Genomic DNA, 13,529 nt, shown 5'->3' on the forward strand with positions numbered 1-13,529 from the left:
TGACCATGGCCGGCTTCATCACGATGGCGCAGGCCATCATGGGCGCAACCGGCGGCGTACCGGTCCAGCCGGCCGGTGCCAAGACGATCATCGAGAAGCTCCGCGCCGCCAAGAGCATGATGCCGGGCGACATGGGCGGGATGCTCAGCAAGATCATGAAGGACGGCCCAGGAGCCATCCTGCAGAACCCCATGGCGGGCCTCCAGGACATCATGGGCGGCCAGATCGGCTCGATCGTCGGGAAGGTCGCTGGAATGTCCGAAGGCGGCATGGGCGGGCTCCTGAACTCCCTGACGGGGGCAGGGGGCCTGACCCAGGCCCTCGGCAAGTTCTTGGGCGCCACGAACATGCTCTCCGGCCTCAGTTCTCCGGGGGCAGGGCAGTTCGGCCTGATGGATGCGATTGGTCACACGAACGTCACGAGCATGCTCGGCAGCGCCCTCCCGGCCGAGCTGAGCATCAACACCGCGATGGCGCCGATCCTGATGGACCAGGCGATGTCGACGATGAACGCGCGCCTCGCCACGGTGGAGCGCGGAATCACCTCCGGTTCGATGGGTGAAGACATGGCCATCGCCACAGTCAACGGCATCACCTCCGAGCTGACGAACGCGGTCGATGCCAGCAACAACGCCTTCGCCACCGTGCAGGGCAGGGTGGTCGAGATCGCCCAGTTTTCCGCCCTGGTTTCGATGATCGCATCGGGACCGGACGAACTCAAAGTCATCGCCAACCTCCTGATCCAGGACCAGCACAAGGCTGAGATCCAGGAGGCCATGGACGAACAGATCCGCCGCTGAGCGGCAGAAGGAACGCATCATGTCGAAGATCAAGAACTACGAGACGACCGAAGTGTTCTCGCGCGCTGGTGTCCAGCTCGACGTCGGCACCCGCCTCACGCTTCACGACAACGAGGCGAAGTACCTCCTGCCGTACCTGCGCGAGCTGAACTCGCAGAAGGTGGCGGATGCCGCCGAGCAGGCCGAGCCGCAGTCCGACGAGGTAACGCTGGATCCGCGCGCCGAGGCTCTCCTGCCGCTCATCGATCGCCGCGCCACGACCCGTCCGAAGGTCTGATCATGGCACTCGGGGTCGAGCCCATCGTCGATGTCGACCGGGATACCGGCGAACTGATCCAGGGCTGGCCCCGGTGCAAGCAGAGCATCATCACGATCCTGACCACGCGGCTTCGGACGCGGATCATGCGGCTGTGGTGGGGCTCTGAGTTCCTGAACGCCCAGGACAAGCCCAACAACAACCTCACCTACGCGATGTCGATCCAGGCGGCGCTCGACGCCATCGACCTCTACGAGCCGGAGTTCCTGATTGGCCGCGTGCTGCTCGGCGGCGACGCGGTCGGCGGTGAGGCCGAGATCACGATCGAGGGTGAGTACACGCCGGACAAGACGTCTCGCGCCATCACCGTCACGATGTGAAACTTGCAAGCATGCAAACGTAGGGGGAGGGGCTTTGCCTTATTACGAGAACCCCAGCCTCTACATCGACTTCTCCCGGCTCGCACCTCCACAGGTCGTCGAAGAGATCGACTACGAGAAGCTGGTCACGATCTACCAGAACCAGGTCGTTCTGAAGCAGCCGCTACTGAAGCGCGCCGTCCGTCTGGAGCAGTCGCCGACCAACGTCATCCTGGAAGCCGAAGCCTACGGCGAGATGATCGTCCGAGCGCGGATCAACGCCGCCGCACGCGCGGTGATGCTGCCGTTCGCCAAGGGCACGGACCTCGACAACCTGGCCGCCTTCTACAACGTCTACCGGGACACGATCCCGGCCGACCCGGTCACCGGGCGGCTGGCGGCCCCCGAAGACGACACCCGATTTCGCCGCCGCGTCCAGCTTGCCCCTGAGGCGTTCTCGACCGCCGGCAGCGCAGGCGCCTACATCTTCCACGCCCTGACGGCAGACCCGACCATCCGGGACGTCTCGGTCAAGAAGATCAACGATCGCGCCGGTATCAAGGTCTCGGTGATGAACTCGGGCAACGACCCGAAGCCCACCGACGCCCAGCTGCTGGCCGTCACCAAGAAGCTCTTCTCGCCCGCCATCAAGCCGCTCACCGACGTGGTCAGCGTTGCCCCGGTGGGCGTCCACTACGTCACCCTCGACGCCACGGTGAACCTCTACCCCGGCCCAGACAGCTCGCTGGTCTCGGCCGACATCACCAAGGCGCTCCAGGCCCTTCGCAACCGCATCGCACTCACCGGCCGCGACCTGACCTACTCGGCGCTCTACTCGGCGCTGAACCAGGAGGGTGTGCAGGAGGTCAAGATCAATTCCCCGAACGGGACGATCGAGGCCGCCGACGACGAGTGTGTGTGGATCCAGTCAGCGAACGTCCAGATCTCCAGCATCCGTAGGGAGTAAACGATGGAGTTTGCTCCTCGGCTGATGGAACATCAGCTGCCCAACAACGCCACCAACTACGAGCGGGTTCTCGCCAGTCAGGTCGAGCGCCTGCTCGAACTCGACACCGACCGCATCAAGCACCTCTGGGATCCCTGGAAGTGCCACATCGACGATCTGCCTTACCTCGCGTGGAGCATGTCGGTCGATCTGTGGAACGACAAGTGGGACGAGACCAAGAAGCGCCAAGTCGTTGCCGACTCCCTTGCCCTTCACCGACTGAAGGGTACGGAGGAGGGCATCCGCCGGCACATCGCGGTCGTTGGATCCAAGCTGCTCCGAACGGTCGCGCCGCCAGCCCGAGGTTACTACACCCCGGTGATGACGGATGCCGGCCGCAAGAAGTGGCTTGAGGATCTGCCTCAGATCAGGATCTACCCGTTCCTGACCAAGCGGAATGCACCGAAGAAGCGCGCGTTCTACCGTGGCCCAGCCGGAAGCCAGGCGTTCCTCAAGAGCGCCGAACTCGGTGTCGATGCCTTCTTCCAGGCAAGCGACGGCTCGAAGAATTACGGCCGGCGGGCGACGTTCTACGATCGCGGCGTCGAGATCCCAGCGCAGTACGAAGTGCTGCAGGAAGATGGTGGGGCCATTGCCGAGCGGGTCGCGATCCGCCGGATGGGTCGCAGGCGCAACTTCTACGGCACCTCGTTCTTCGACCACGCTTTCTACCAGGCGTCGGACGCAGAGGACAACATCATCTCGGTTCGTCTGAGCGAAGCAGCCTCTCGGCAGTACGCTTCCTTCTCAGGATCCAAGGTCACAGACGTTCGGCCGGAGAGGATCTACCAGGGGCGGATCGCCCCGGTTGGTCGTCGCTTTTACGGTCGACGGAAGGGCTTCTACCTCTCGACCTTCGCACCCAACCTGATCTTCGATCGGATCACGATCCTCGACAAGACGCGGCTGGGCGAGCGCAAGAAGGTTCGCTCGTTCTGGGGTCACACCCGGTACGGCATCAAGCCCTTCACCGCCGAACTGCTGGTCGAGGTGCCGATCGTGCGCTCGAAGCCGCGCATGGGCACATACATTCGCGGGTTCTGGAAGAAGGCTGACCTCAGCAAGCTCCAGCACACGATGGAGGCCATTCGGACCTCCAAGAGCTTCCGCGACACAATCCTCGTCGACACCCAGGTCCATCGAATGGTCCGGCTGCGCGACGTCCCCAAACTTGGAACATTCAAGCTCGGCGAAGTCCGAAGGCTTGCGTAGAAGGTCTACACCACATGGAGAACCGGGTCGTTTTTTACGAAGGGATGGATGTTGATCCAGAGGATCACAACAACCTTCAGGCCTACGCTCAGGACGCGCTCGACCATGTCGTCGCCGACACCCTGACCACGGCCCAGCGCTACGCTGGGTTCCTCGTCTCGAAGACCGCCATCACCTCGGTGACGGTGGCTGGCGGCCGGCTCTACTCCGGCGGCAAGCGCTTCGGCAAGCCGGCCATCACGGTCCAGGACTTCATCACCTCGCTTCCGATCGCCGGCAAGAAGATCGTCTCCGTCGTGGTCTGGGGCCAGGAGGTCGACACCAACCAGACGCCTCGCGAGTTCCTTCTGAACGAGGAGACTGGCGCCTCCGAGCCGCGCTCGGTCGCCATGACCAAGGCTCGCATCGCCAACGTCCAGTTCGCGTCCGGCACCGAGGCTCCCGACCCGACCCCGCCGATCATCGACGTCGGTTACACCCGCGTCGCCAACATCACCCTCTCGACCACGGGCGTCGAGAAGATCGAGATGATCGTCGCCAACTCGGTCGAGAACCTCGACTACATCGGCGATCGTACCGACTCGCTAGAGCTGTTCGAGGCCGAGGCCAAGCCGAAGATCTCGACCCTGTCGTCGGATCTCGCCAAGCTCGCCAACCAGCTCAAGGCCACCGCCTCTCAGGGTCTCCTGGAGCGGATGCTGCAGCGTCTCGCCGTGATCGAGTTCAAGGACCAGATCCCGCAGAACGCCGTCGACTCCTACGCCGACTACTTCCTTGGCCAGCAGTACGTGAACCTCACGCACCCACTGAGCCACTGCAAGGTCGGCGAGGGCGTTCGCTTCCCCGACTACAACGCCACGGACTCCCAGCTCCAGATCTTCGACCCTCTGAACCCGAAGGTCATGATCAAGGGCGGCGTCATGTTCCCGGCCTACGATCGGCAGATCTGGCAGGCCAACAACCGCTACGCCTCCGAGGCGCAGGTTGCTGGCTACTCGTACCAGTCCTTCCAGATGGTCGAAAAGACCATGTCTCGCCAGCGGGTTCGCTACGGCTCGGAGTTCACGGTCTGCACGAACAACGCCTTCTGGGCGACCGGCACCTACGACTACTTCACCCAGACGTTCAAGCGCGGCGACGAGACGTTCAAGGTCTCGGATCCGCTCGTGATCGACAACCAGGTGATCAACTTCGACGCCGCCGGCAACGCGATCAACCACTCGTACCTGCGTCTCAAGCAGATCTTCGTCGACTCGGTCGACGAGCCGTACTGGGACAAGGTCACGATCCCGCACACCGTCAACGGCGCCCAGGTGGCCGAGACCTTCCTTCAGGGCCAGGACATCTGGCTCGACGCGGTCGGCCTCTACTTCACCCGACTCGCCAACGCCGGTTCGATGACGGTGTCGATCTGTGAGGTCACGAAGTTCGGCACCCCGAACCTGAACTCGATCATCAGTCACACGACGCTGGAGCGTGACAAGATGCAGCTCTACCCGGCCGAGACCGTCGTTGGTCTTCAGCCGGTGTTCCTCCAGGCCGGCAAGCGCTACGCCATCCTGCTGACCACGGCGGCCGATCACTGGGTCGGCATGACCGCAGGTGAGGACTTCACGAGCGGAACCTTCTTCTACGTCCTCGACGGAGCCTACGCACAGGGCGACGGCACGCGCGACCTGATGTTCAACCTCTACCGGGCGAAGTTCCGGCAGAACCGCACCGTCATCGAGTTCTCGTCGCTCAGCCTGGCTGGCGGCATGCTCTCGATCGACATCAACGCGGACGTCATCGCGCCCGGCTCGACGCAGCTGACCTACGAGATCCAGCCGCAGGGATCGGGTACGTGGTACAACCTGCTCGACGTGAACAACTACGTTCTCGGCAAGGGTGGATCGATCCCGGTTCTGAGCGGCTTCCGAGCCGTCATGGCCGGCACGGTCGACATGATGCCGGTGGTCAAGATCTCCGGCTCGTCCGTTCGTGTCTCGCGGCCCGACGTGACGCGCACCGAGATCTCGCAGCCGTTCACGCTGCCTGCCGCCTCGGCGTCCATCCACGTCATCGAGCGCTACGAGGGCATCGATACCAACCACCACTTCGCTGGTGTCCGTCTTCGGACGGGCGCGGGCTACAACACGGTGGTCAACCCTTCTGCTTCGACGCAGGAGACCGGTGTCGACGAACTCGGCCAGAAGTGGATCGAGCGTCACTACGTCTTCGGCCTTGGCGCCGCCGTCGCGTCATACGTCGTCCAGCACGACGCCACGACCGACACGCCGCTGATCACGTTCCACACCGCGTGGATGAAAACCTACGGCCTGTAACAGGCAAGAATGCAAGGATCCATGCAAATGGCAGACAAGAGCAAGTCGATCTCGGGGGCCGAAAAGGCCCCCGAGCCGGTCGAGGACGGCAAGACGCCGATGTTCAAGGTGAAGCTGAACAAGGTCGTGCGCCTGCACGGCATGGACTTCAAGCCAAACCAGAGCGTCTGGGTCGATCAGGCCACCCTCGACGCGATGGGAGACGCCGTCGACGATGCCAAGCCGGTTTGATCTTCCTCCCGACCTCGACATCGCCGTCGACGAGGATTTCAGCAAAGACCGCCTGGACCGGGCATTCGCCTACATCATTCAGCGTCTGCTGATCCTCGACAGCTTCCGTCCGTCATACGACGAGCAGCTCGGCATCCTTCGAGAGACCGGTCTCCTCCGGCTCAACGAAGCGATCCAGCCGATCTACGAACGCCTCGCAGGCATCGGCCAGATCGGCGTCATCTTTTCCGCGACCTCTCTGTCGCCATCATCGATCTCGACGGGGCTCAAGAGCTTCGTCGTCGGCGATGTCGACAGGGACCGTTTCGCGGCTGCGGCATACCTCAGCGCCCACGACCTGAACGTCCCAGAAAACTCCATGTACGGCTCGCTCCAGTCCTACGACAGGGCGACCGGAACGGTGGTGATCCTGGTCGATCAGTACCTGGGCGAAGAGGGTGCAACAGGATCCGAGTGGCGTCTCTCGGCTTCTGCCCCTCCGAACCAGCTGACGACAGCCCACCAGGTCGGTGCGTACACGCAGGGCGAAACCCGAGACCTTCTGTCTGCTCTGGAAGGCAATCTCTCGAACGCCGTTTCGCTGAAGGCTGAAAAGCTCTCGCCGATCCTCACCGGCACGCCGCGCGCACCAACCGCATCGGCCGGGTTGAGCACGGATCAGATCGCCACCACGGCCTTCGTCACCTCTGCCGTCGCAGTCCTGAAGAACTTCATCTCGAACGGTGCCGGTGATGCACTCGACCAGTTCAACGAGCTGGCCAACGCCATCGGCAACGATCCGAACTTCGCCGGCACGATGCTGGCGGGTCTCGCCAATCGCGTCCGGTTCGACACCAGCCAGGGCCTGACGGCTCCGCAGAAGGCCCAGGCCATCGCCAACATCGGCGCCCAGGCCAATCTTGGGTTCACCCCTGTCCAGCAGGGCGGTGGAAACGGCCAGGGGGTAAACAAGATCTACCTGGGCTGGGATGGCGGAAGCCTGAAGGTTCAGGTCGACGGTGCGGACCAGGGCAAGATCTGGACAGCCGGAAATGCCCCTCTCGGGTTCACGCCGAACAACTTCTACCAGAAGCTCCCAAGCGGTCTGATCGTTCAGGGCGGCATCTACGACAACCAGACTGCGGCCGACTTCTACATAGGCTTTCCGATCTCGTTTCCGACCGGAGTGCTTGGCGCCTCGGCGACCGCGGAGTCCCCAATCGATAGCACCATCGCTGAAGTCGTGACGCTGAGCGAGATCGAGAAGAACGGCATGGCCTTCCGCCGCCGCCGCATCTCGGCCGGCGGGATGGCTACGTCGGTCACCCGTGGCCGATACCTCGTATTCGGCACCTGAGGAGGTGACATGAAGTATGCACTCTTCAGTGATCCTGGAATGCCGATCGGGTTTTACTCGATCGACATCCACGGTCCTTTCAACATCGATGGCAAGAGGAACCCGGCCTATCCTTCTGGAGTGGTCGAGATCACAGACGACGTCTGGCAGGACTTCCTGAACAACCAGGGTCGTCGCCGTTGGAACGGAAAGACCATCGAGGTCTACACGCCTCCGGTCACTCCACCACCGATCCCGAAGACGATCACCGACCGCCAGTTCTTCGCTCAGCTCGCGCTGGACGGAGTCATCACCTTCGATGAGGCGGAAGCGACTTCGGACGGCACGATGCCGAAGCTCCTGACCGACATTCTCGATCAGATCCCCGACGCCAAGCAGCGCTTCCTTGCGCGGATGCTTGCCAAGAACGCGACCTCCTACGACCGCGACCAGGATCTGGTCGTCTACGTCGCCGGCTTCCTCAAGTGGGATGCCGCACGTCTCGACAAGCTCTGGTCCGACGCCTCCAAGCTCTGACCTTCAGCCCCCACCGACATTTTCCGAAGAGCCGCCCCGAAAGGGCGGCTTTTTCTGTTTCAGGAGCCCACCAAAGTGGCAGTCAACTACCTTCACGGCCTGGAGACCATCGAACTCAACGATGGCCTGCGCCCGGTCCAGACGATCAAGTCCTCGGTCATCGGCATCGTCGGCACCGCGCCGGACGCCGATCCGGCCCTCTTCCCCCTCAATACGCCGGTCGCGCTCTTCGCGGATCCGATCAAGGCGAACAAGCTCGGCGCCGGCGGCACCCTGCGTGACTCGGTCAACGCAGTCTACAGCCAGGGCAGCGCCACCGTCGTGGTCATCCGCGTCACCGAGGGTGCAGACCTCGCTCATACCTGGGCGAACGTGGTCGGCACCGTGGTCGCGAAGACCGGCGCCTGGGCTCTGCTCAAGGCCCGCCCGATGCTTCGGCTCATCCCGAAGATCCTCATCGCCCCCGGCCTGACCGGCGCGCGTCCGTCCAACGGCATCGTCTCGGCGAACGTCGGCAACGGCGGCGCTGGTTACGACCAGCTCACCAAGGTGGTCTTCGATGCGGCTCCCGCCGCCGGCCGGACCGCTGAGGGTGTGGTCCAGGTGGTTGGTGGCGAGGTCACCGGCCTGACGATCACCGATCCGGGCTTCGGCTACACCGCTGCTCCGACGGCCACCATCGTCGGCGCTGGCGCTGGCGCCACCGTCACCACGACCCTGGGCACCGTCGCCAACCCGGTCGGCAAGGTGCTGGAGGCTCTGGCCGTGCGTCTGCGCGCCGTCGCCTTCGTCGATGGCCCCGGCACGACCTACGAAGCCGCCATCTCGGCCCGCTCGGACTTCGGTTCGCAGCGCGTGATGGTGATCGACCCCGGCGTGCTCGTCTACGACACGGCGGCTGCGGCCTACGTCAACCGCCCGGCCTCCGGCTACGCGGCTGGCATCCAGGCCCGCGTCGATAAGGAGAAGGGCTTCTGGTACTCGTTCTCGAACGAGGAGATCCTGAACATCGGTGGTCCGACCCGCGCGGTCGACTTCATGTACTCGGATCCCGACAGCGAGGCGAACCAGCTCAACTACAACCAGGTCACGACCATCATCCACGATGATGGCTTCCGGTTCTGGGGCCTCCGCAACACCGGCAACGACCCGCTGTGGGCCTTCATGTCGGTGCGCCGCACCGCCGACATGATCTACGAGAGCCTGGAGCAGGCTCACCGGGTCTTCCTCGACCGGCCGTTCAACTACGCTCTCCTGGACAACATCCAGAACAGCGTGAACGCCTACCTGCGTCAGCTCCGCGCTCGCGGCGCGCTGATCAACGGCACCTGCATGATCGACCCGACCGTCAACACGAAGGACACGTTCGTGAACGGCGAGCTGATCGTCGACTTCGACCTGGAGCCGCCGGCCCCGCTGGAACACCTCACGTTCCGCGCCCGCCGCAACCCGAACTACTACACGGACTTTATCGAAGAGTTCGCGAGTTCGGTCGTCGCCTGAACGCTTGCAGGAATGCAAGTACCATAACAAAAACAAGAATGCCGCAAGCAAAGGAGTGAGGGTCAGGGCGAAAGCTCTGGCCCTTTTTCTTTTCAGGCGCGGCCGGAGACTTAAATGGCAAACCTGCGCGACGCGAACATCCTTCAGGACTTCACGGTCTGGATCCGGGATGTTGGTAAGATCGGCGAGAGCCCTGGCTTTCAGCTGCCCGAGATCAAGATCCAGACCGAAGAGTTCCGTGGCGGTGGCATGGACGGCACCGTCGAGGTTCCGATGGGCGTCGAGAAGATCGACTTCGACTTCGACCTCCACACCTGGGATCCCCAGGTCTTCAACGAGCTGGGTTTCGGCCCCGACTCGATGAACGTGCCGATCGTCTTCCGTGGCTATCTCCAGTCGCCCGACGGCGCGGAGAAGGCGGTGATCGTCAACACGATCGCGCTGATCAAGGAGATCAAGCCCTCCAAGGTCTCGCCCGGCAAGAAGACCGAACTCGCTGTGAGCTGCGCGGCTCACTACTACCAGCACAAGATCGACAACAAGGTCGTAAACGAGATTTCCGTGTTCGACAAGATCATGGTCATCAACGGCATCGACCAGAACAAGCGCGCCCGTCAGATCCTCGGCTTCGACTACTAAGTCGAACCACCCAAACCCGCCCTCTCACCATGAGCCCCGCCATCCCGGCGGGGCTTTTTTCGTTCCAATAAGGTGCATCTACTATGTCCGAGACCAAGAGCGTCCTCAAGAAGTTCGATTTCGAGCACCCGTTCGACTACCGCAACGCCACCTACGACAGCATCGAGTTCCGCCGGCCGCGCGTGCGCGACCTCAAGTCGTTCGTGAAGAACGCCGAGACCGATGCCGTCGGCGCGATGGAGAAGGTTCTCGCGAACCTGTCCGACCTCGACGAGAAGGTGATCGCCGAGATCGACCTGGAGGACTTCGCCCCGATCAAGAAGTGGTTCGAGGGTTTTTTGAAGTTCATCTCGGACGCATCCGAGAACTCCTGATCGAAGCCGTACCAGTGTTCGAGCGTTGGCACTGGACGATGACCGACGTCGACGAAATGGACTTCGAAGAGTGGTTCCAGATCGCCGATGTCGTTGAGATGCTGAACAAGCGAGACGCAAAGGCTCGGGCCGGGAAGTGATCCCGGCCCCACCCTCAAAAGCAATAAGAATCGGATCTTGCGATGGCCGCCACTGAAGAGCTGAAAATTGTCATCTCTGCAGAAGAGAAGGCCTCCAAGGAAGTCGACCGCCTCACCTCGAAGCTGAAGGCCTTCCAGGGCCGGATGAAGAACGCCTTCAACGTTCCCATCACCTCCGGCTTCCTGAACACCAAGGCGATCGAGACGGGGTTCGCCAAGTATGGCGCGGGCCTCAACCAGATCAACGAGCGTCATACGCGCATGGCCAATGGCATGCGTCGCTCGAACCAGATGACGATGGAGGGGTACAACAAGCTGAACGATCAGCTTGGCACCTACATCACCAAGCAGGGCACCGTCCGACGGCTGAACGAGAAGCAGGCCGAAGAGTTCGTCAACCTGACCCGAAAGGTTCGCGCCTACGAGCAGGTGTGGAACCGTCAGCACGAGCGCTACCTCAGCGGCCTCTCGCGTGAGCGCCAGATCTTCGACCAGGTCGAGCGCGCCAAGGACCGGCTAGGTAACCTCGGGTTCCAGAACGAGAGCCGCCGTCGCAAGGCGATGGACACGGCTACGGCCTCGCTCGCGCGCCAGCGTTCGCGTGCCTACATCGCCCAGATCCGTGAGCAGGAGCGAGCCGGAAACGCGCTCGGTGCCCAGCGCACCCGTGCGTACCTGTCAGAGCTGCGCACGCAGGAGAGCGCCCGTCGCTCCCTCGAAGGCCAGCGCAGCCGCGCCTATGCCGCCGAAGAGCGTCGCAAGCAGCAGCTCCGCAACGCCTCATGGGCGCAGCAGATGCGCGATGAGGCCCGTGGTCGTCGTGAGCAGGAGCGCGACGAGGCTCGCCGCCATCGAGGCCTGCAGCAGGCGGCCGGCCGTGGCGCCAGCGCCGCCGCCAGCATCCCTGGCCAGCTCATCAACGGCGCCTTCACCACCGCACTCGTAGCTACCGCTGCCACCATCGCAGTGAAGAAGTTCGCCGAGCACGGCATCGAGTCGCGTATGCGGACCGACACCGCCGAAGCCAACCTCCGAATGTTCGGCGGCAATGAGTTCAAGACCAAGGAATCCATCAGCGAGCTTCGGACCTCATTCCTGAATGGCGCTGCCATCGACAACGGCTTCAAGCCAGCAGCAGCACTCAATGCCTTCACTGAGGTCATCAAGGCGGGTATCCCGGCTGACTTCGCCAAGCAGGTTACCTCCTCGATCATGGCCGGCTCTGCTGGCCTCGATCTCAACGTCACCGACACGACCAAGCTCGTCGGCCGTCTCGCAACACTGACCCAGGATCCGAACAAGTTCGACGCCGGTGCTATCGACAAGATGCTCAACGGCATCGCGGTCGTCGCCAAGGTCACTGCCGCCGACTCGAACGAGCTGGTCTCGTCGCTGCGGCGCGGTGCAGGCGTGCTCGGCTCGTCCAAGATGTCCGTTCAGGATCTGACCGCCTTCACGGGCGTCGGCATCTCGGCCGGCATGCAGGAGGGCAAAGCCGGCACGTTCATGGACTTCATGGTCAACGAGCTGGTCAACGCGAAGAACTCGCGCGGCCAGCGTCGTGCAGACCTGACCAAGTTCGGTCAGCTCTCTGGTGTCGGAAACGTCCAGTCGATCACTCGGCAGGCCGCCAACGATCCTACGAAGCTGCTTCTGAAGATCGTCGACAAGATTGCGAAGTCCTCGCCTGAGAAGGCAGGCCAGATGGCTACCCTGCTCGGCATGCGAGAATGGCGTGGTGAGCTTCTGCAGCTTTCCAAGGCTGCTCCGATGCTCCACAAGGCCATCGACGCAGAGCGCGATCCAGCCAACAAAGACCACCTTTCTGACGCAAAAACACTGCGCATGGGTACGATGCGCGGACTGCTGAGCCAGATCGGCGCAGTCAGTGAGCAGCTCTGGGAGGCCGTCGGCGTTGGTCTTGAGGGACCGTTCCGTCAGATCACGCAATTCTTCGTCGACTTCGGCAAGGATCTGAACCCCAAGATCATCACGGACCACATCGCGGTCCTGGTTGAGGGCTTCGTTTCGGGCCTCGGCTTCAATAGCATCCCTGAGGTGATGGAGGCGATCTTCGGCAAGGCCGGAGACTTCGACTTCAACAGCCTCGGCAAGTGGCTGAACTTCGGCAAGGGCTTCGGCCGCGCCATCCGCGACTTCATCGACACGATCACCGGACTCCTGCCGAAGGGCGGGATCAAGCCGGCGGATCTGGCGTACTGGACCGCAACGATCGGCGCATGGTCGATGGCAATCACGGCTGCACGGCCGGCGATCGACCTGATCTCGACGATGGCCAGCGTCATCACCAGCCTCGGCGTCGCCGTGATCGGCGCACGCGCTGGCATCACCCTCCTGGGCATGATGCTGGGTGGCGGCACTGCTGCGGGCGTTGGCACTGGCGTTGCCGGTGCTGCGGGCGCTGCTGGCCTCACGGGCCTGCTCGGCGCTGCAGCCATCCCTGTGACCATCGCAGCGATTGCTGCCGGTGCTGTCGCGATGTTCTGGGGCAAGGAGGCTCTCAAGGGCTCCTTCCTCGGCATCCCGAGCGGTAAGGGCGGCGAGCCAGACATGCGCAACGCGCCTATGTCGGGCGGCGAACTCGGCGGATCCCTCAACATCCGTCCTCGCGTCCAGCGCCAGTCGTTCGAGGGTGACAGCCCTCTGGCTGGCCTGATCCACAAGGCGGCCTACACCGGCTACGACGATCGCGGCGACAACGTCAGGGATCTGAGCCGGACCGTCAGCCAGATGGGTGCTCGCTTCCAGCTGGCGTCGCTCTCGGGCGGCTCGATGGGCGCTGGCGCTGCATCGGTGCTGAGCGGCATGGGCG

At 63.1% G+C, this 13,529-nt stretch carries 13 protein-coding genes; all 13 read left to right on the plus strand.

The annotated features are described in order from the left end of the window. The first annotated feature begins 5 nt into the window (after positions 1-5). The gene (locus FV229_RS08515; protein WP_147751544.1) at positions 6-800 is read left to right on the plus strand and encodes a hypothetical protein; all 795 of its coding nucleotides are present in this window, start codon (positions 6-8) and stop codon (positions 798-800) included. A 19-nt stretch (positions 801-819) separates the two neighbouring features. After that, positions 820-1,077 carry a hypothetical protein gene (locus tag FV229_RS08520; RefSeq protein ID WP_147751545.1) on the plus strand — a complete coding sequence of 86 codons (258 nt, stop codon included), beginning with the start codon at positions 820-822 and terminating at the stop codon, positions 1,075-1,077. A gap of 2 nt (positions 1,078-1,079) precedes the next feature. Further along, positions 1,080-1,436: a hypothetical protein gene (locus FV229_RS08525; protein WP_147751546.1), complete on the plus strand. Its 357-nt coding sequence runs from the start codon at positions 1,080-1,082 to the stop codon at positions 1,434-1,436. 34 nt (positions 1,437-1,470) lie between these two features. Beyond that, positions 1,471-2,382, plus strand: a complete 912-nt coding sequence (locus tag FV229_RS08530) for a baseplate J/gp47 family protein (RefSeq protein ID WP_147751547.1) — start codon at positions 1,471-1,473, stop codon at positions 2,380-2,382. A 24-nt stretch (positions 2,383-2,406) separates the two neighbouring features. After that, entirely contained in the window at positions 2,407-3,633 is a 1,227-nt protein-coding gene (locus FV229_RS08535; protein ID WP_210246594.1) for a phage tail protein I, read from the plus strand. Between the two features lie 44 nt (positions 3,634-3,677). Next, positions 3,678-5,957 (plus strand): hypothetical protein, encoded by a 2,280-nt coding sequence (locus FV229_RS08540; protein WP_147751549.1) that lies wholly within the window; start codon positions 3,678-3,680, stop codon positions 5,955-5,957. A 27-nt stretch (positions 5,958-5,984) separates the two neighbouring features. Further along, positions 5,985-6,188 carry a hypothetical protein gene (locus tag FV229_RS08545; protein ID WP_147751550.1) on the plus strand — a complete coding sequence of 68 codons (204 nt, stop codon included), beginning with the start codon at positions 5,985-5,987 and terminating at the stop codon, positions 6,186-6,188. Next, positions 6,172-7,524, plus strand: coding sequence for a hypothetical protein (locus tag FV229_RS08550; protein ID WP_147751551.1), 1,353 nt, complete (start codon positions 6,172-6,174; stop codon positions 7,522-7,524). Before FV229_RS08545 ends, FV229_RS08550 begins: the two co-directional genes overlap by 17 nt. A 9-nt stretch (positions 7,525-7,533) precedes the next feature. Beyond that, a complete protein-coding gene (locus FV229_RS08555; protein ID WP_147751552.1) occupies positions 7,534-8,040 on the plus strand; it encodes a hypothetical protein in 507 nt (168 codons plus the stop codon). A 75-nt stretch (positions 8,041-8,115) separates the two neighbouring features. Continuing rightward, positions 8,116-9,543 carry a phage tail sheath subtilisin-like domain-containing protein gene (locus FV229_RS08560; RefSeq protein ID WP_187275094.1) on the plus strand — a complete coding sequence of 476 codons (1,428 nt, stop codon included), beginning with the start codon at positions 8,116-8,118 and terminating at the stop codon, positions 9,541-9,543. A gap of 114 nt (positions 9,544-9,657) precedes the next feature. Next, positions 9,658-10,182: a phage major tail tube protein gene (locus tag FV229_RS08565; RefSeq protein ID WP_147751554.1), complete on the plus strand. Its 525-nt coding sequence runs from the start codon at positions 9,658-9,660 to the stop codon at positions 10,180-10,182. A gap of 83 nt (positions 10,183-10,265) precedes the next feature. Continuing rightward, positions 10,266-10,556, plus strand: coding sequence for a phage tail assembly protein (locus tag FV229_RS08570; RefSeq protein ID WP_147751555.1), 291 nt, complete (start codon positions 10,266-10,268; stop codon positions 10,554-10,556). A gap of 182 nt (positions 10,557-10,738) precedes the next feature. Next, positions 10,739-13,529: phage tail tape measure protein (locus FV229_RS08575; RefSeq protein ID WP_187275095.1), on the plus strand; the 2,791-nt coding region annotated here is incomplete at its 3' end.

Source organism: Methylobacterium sp. WL120 (assembly GCF_008039465.1).
Taxonomy (GTDB): Bacteria; Pseudomonadota; Alphaproteobacteria; order Rhizobiales; family Beijerinckiaceae; genus Methylobacterium; species Methylobacterium cerastii.

What these genes read in the sequence shown, in the direction of transcription:
- FV229_RS08550 (WP_147751551.1), top strand. Translation starts at nt 6,172, where the DNA reads ATGCCAAGCCGGTTTGATCTTCCTCCCGACCTCGACATCGCCGTCGAC.
- FV229_RS08565 (WP_147751554.1), top strand. Translation starts at nt 9,658, where the DNA reads ATGGCAAACCTGCGCGACGCGAACATCCTTCAGGACTTCACGGTCTGG.
- FV229_RS08515 (WP_147751544.1), top strand. Translation starts at nt 6, where the DNA reads ATGGCCGGCTTCATCACGATGGCGCAGGCCATCATGGGCGCAACCGGC.
- FV229_RS08555 (WP_147751552.1), top strand. Translation starts at nt 7,534, where the DNA reads ATGAAGTATGCACTCTTCAGTGATCCTGGAATGCCGATCGGGTTTTAC.
- FV229_RS08535 (WP_210246594.1), top strand. Translation starts at nt 2,407, where the DNA reads ATGGAACATCAGCTGCCCAACAACGCCACCAACTACGAGCGGGTTCTC.
- FV229_RS08545 (WP_147751550.1), top strand. Translation starts at nt 5,985, where the DNA reads ATGGCAGACAAGAGCAAGTCGATCTCGGGGGCCGAAAAGGCCCCCGAG.
- FV229_RS08540 (WP_147751549.1), top strand. Translation starts at nt 3,678, where the DNA reads ATGGATGTTGATCCAGAGGATCACAACAACCTTCAGGCCTACGCTCAG.
- FV229_RS08570 (WP_147751555.1), top strand. Translation starts at nt 10,266, where the DNA reads ATGTCCGAGACCAAGAGCGTCCTCAAGAAGTTCGATTTCGAGCACCCG.
- FV229_RS08520 (WP_147751545.1), top strand. Translation starts at nt 820, where the DNA reads ATGTCGAAGATCAAGAACTACGAGACGACCGAAGTGTTCTCGCGCGCT.
- FV229_RS08525 (WP_147751546.1), top strand. Translation starts at nt 1,080, where the DNA reads ATGGCACTCGGGGTCGAGCCCATCGTCGATGTCGACCGGGATACCGGC.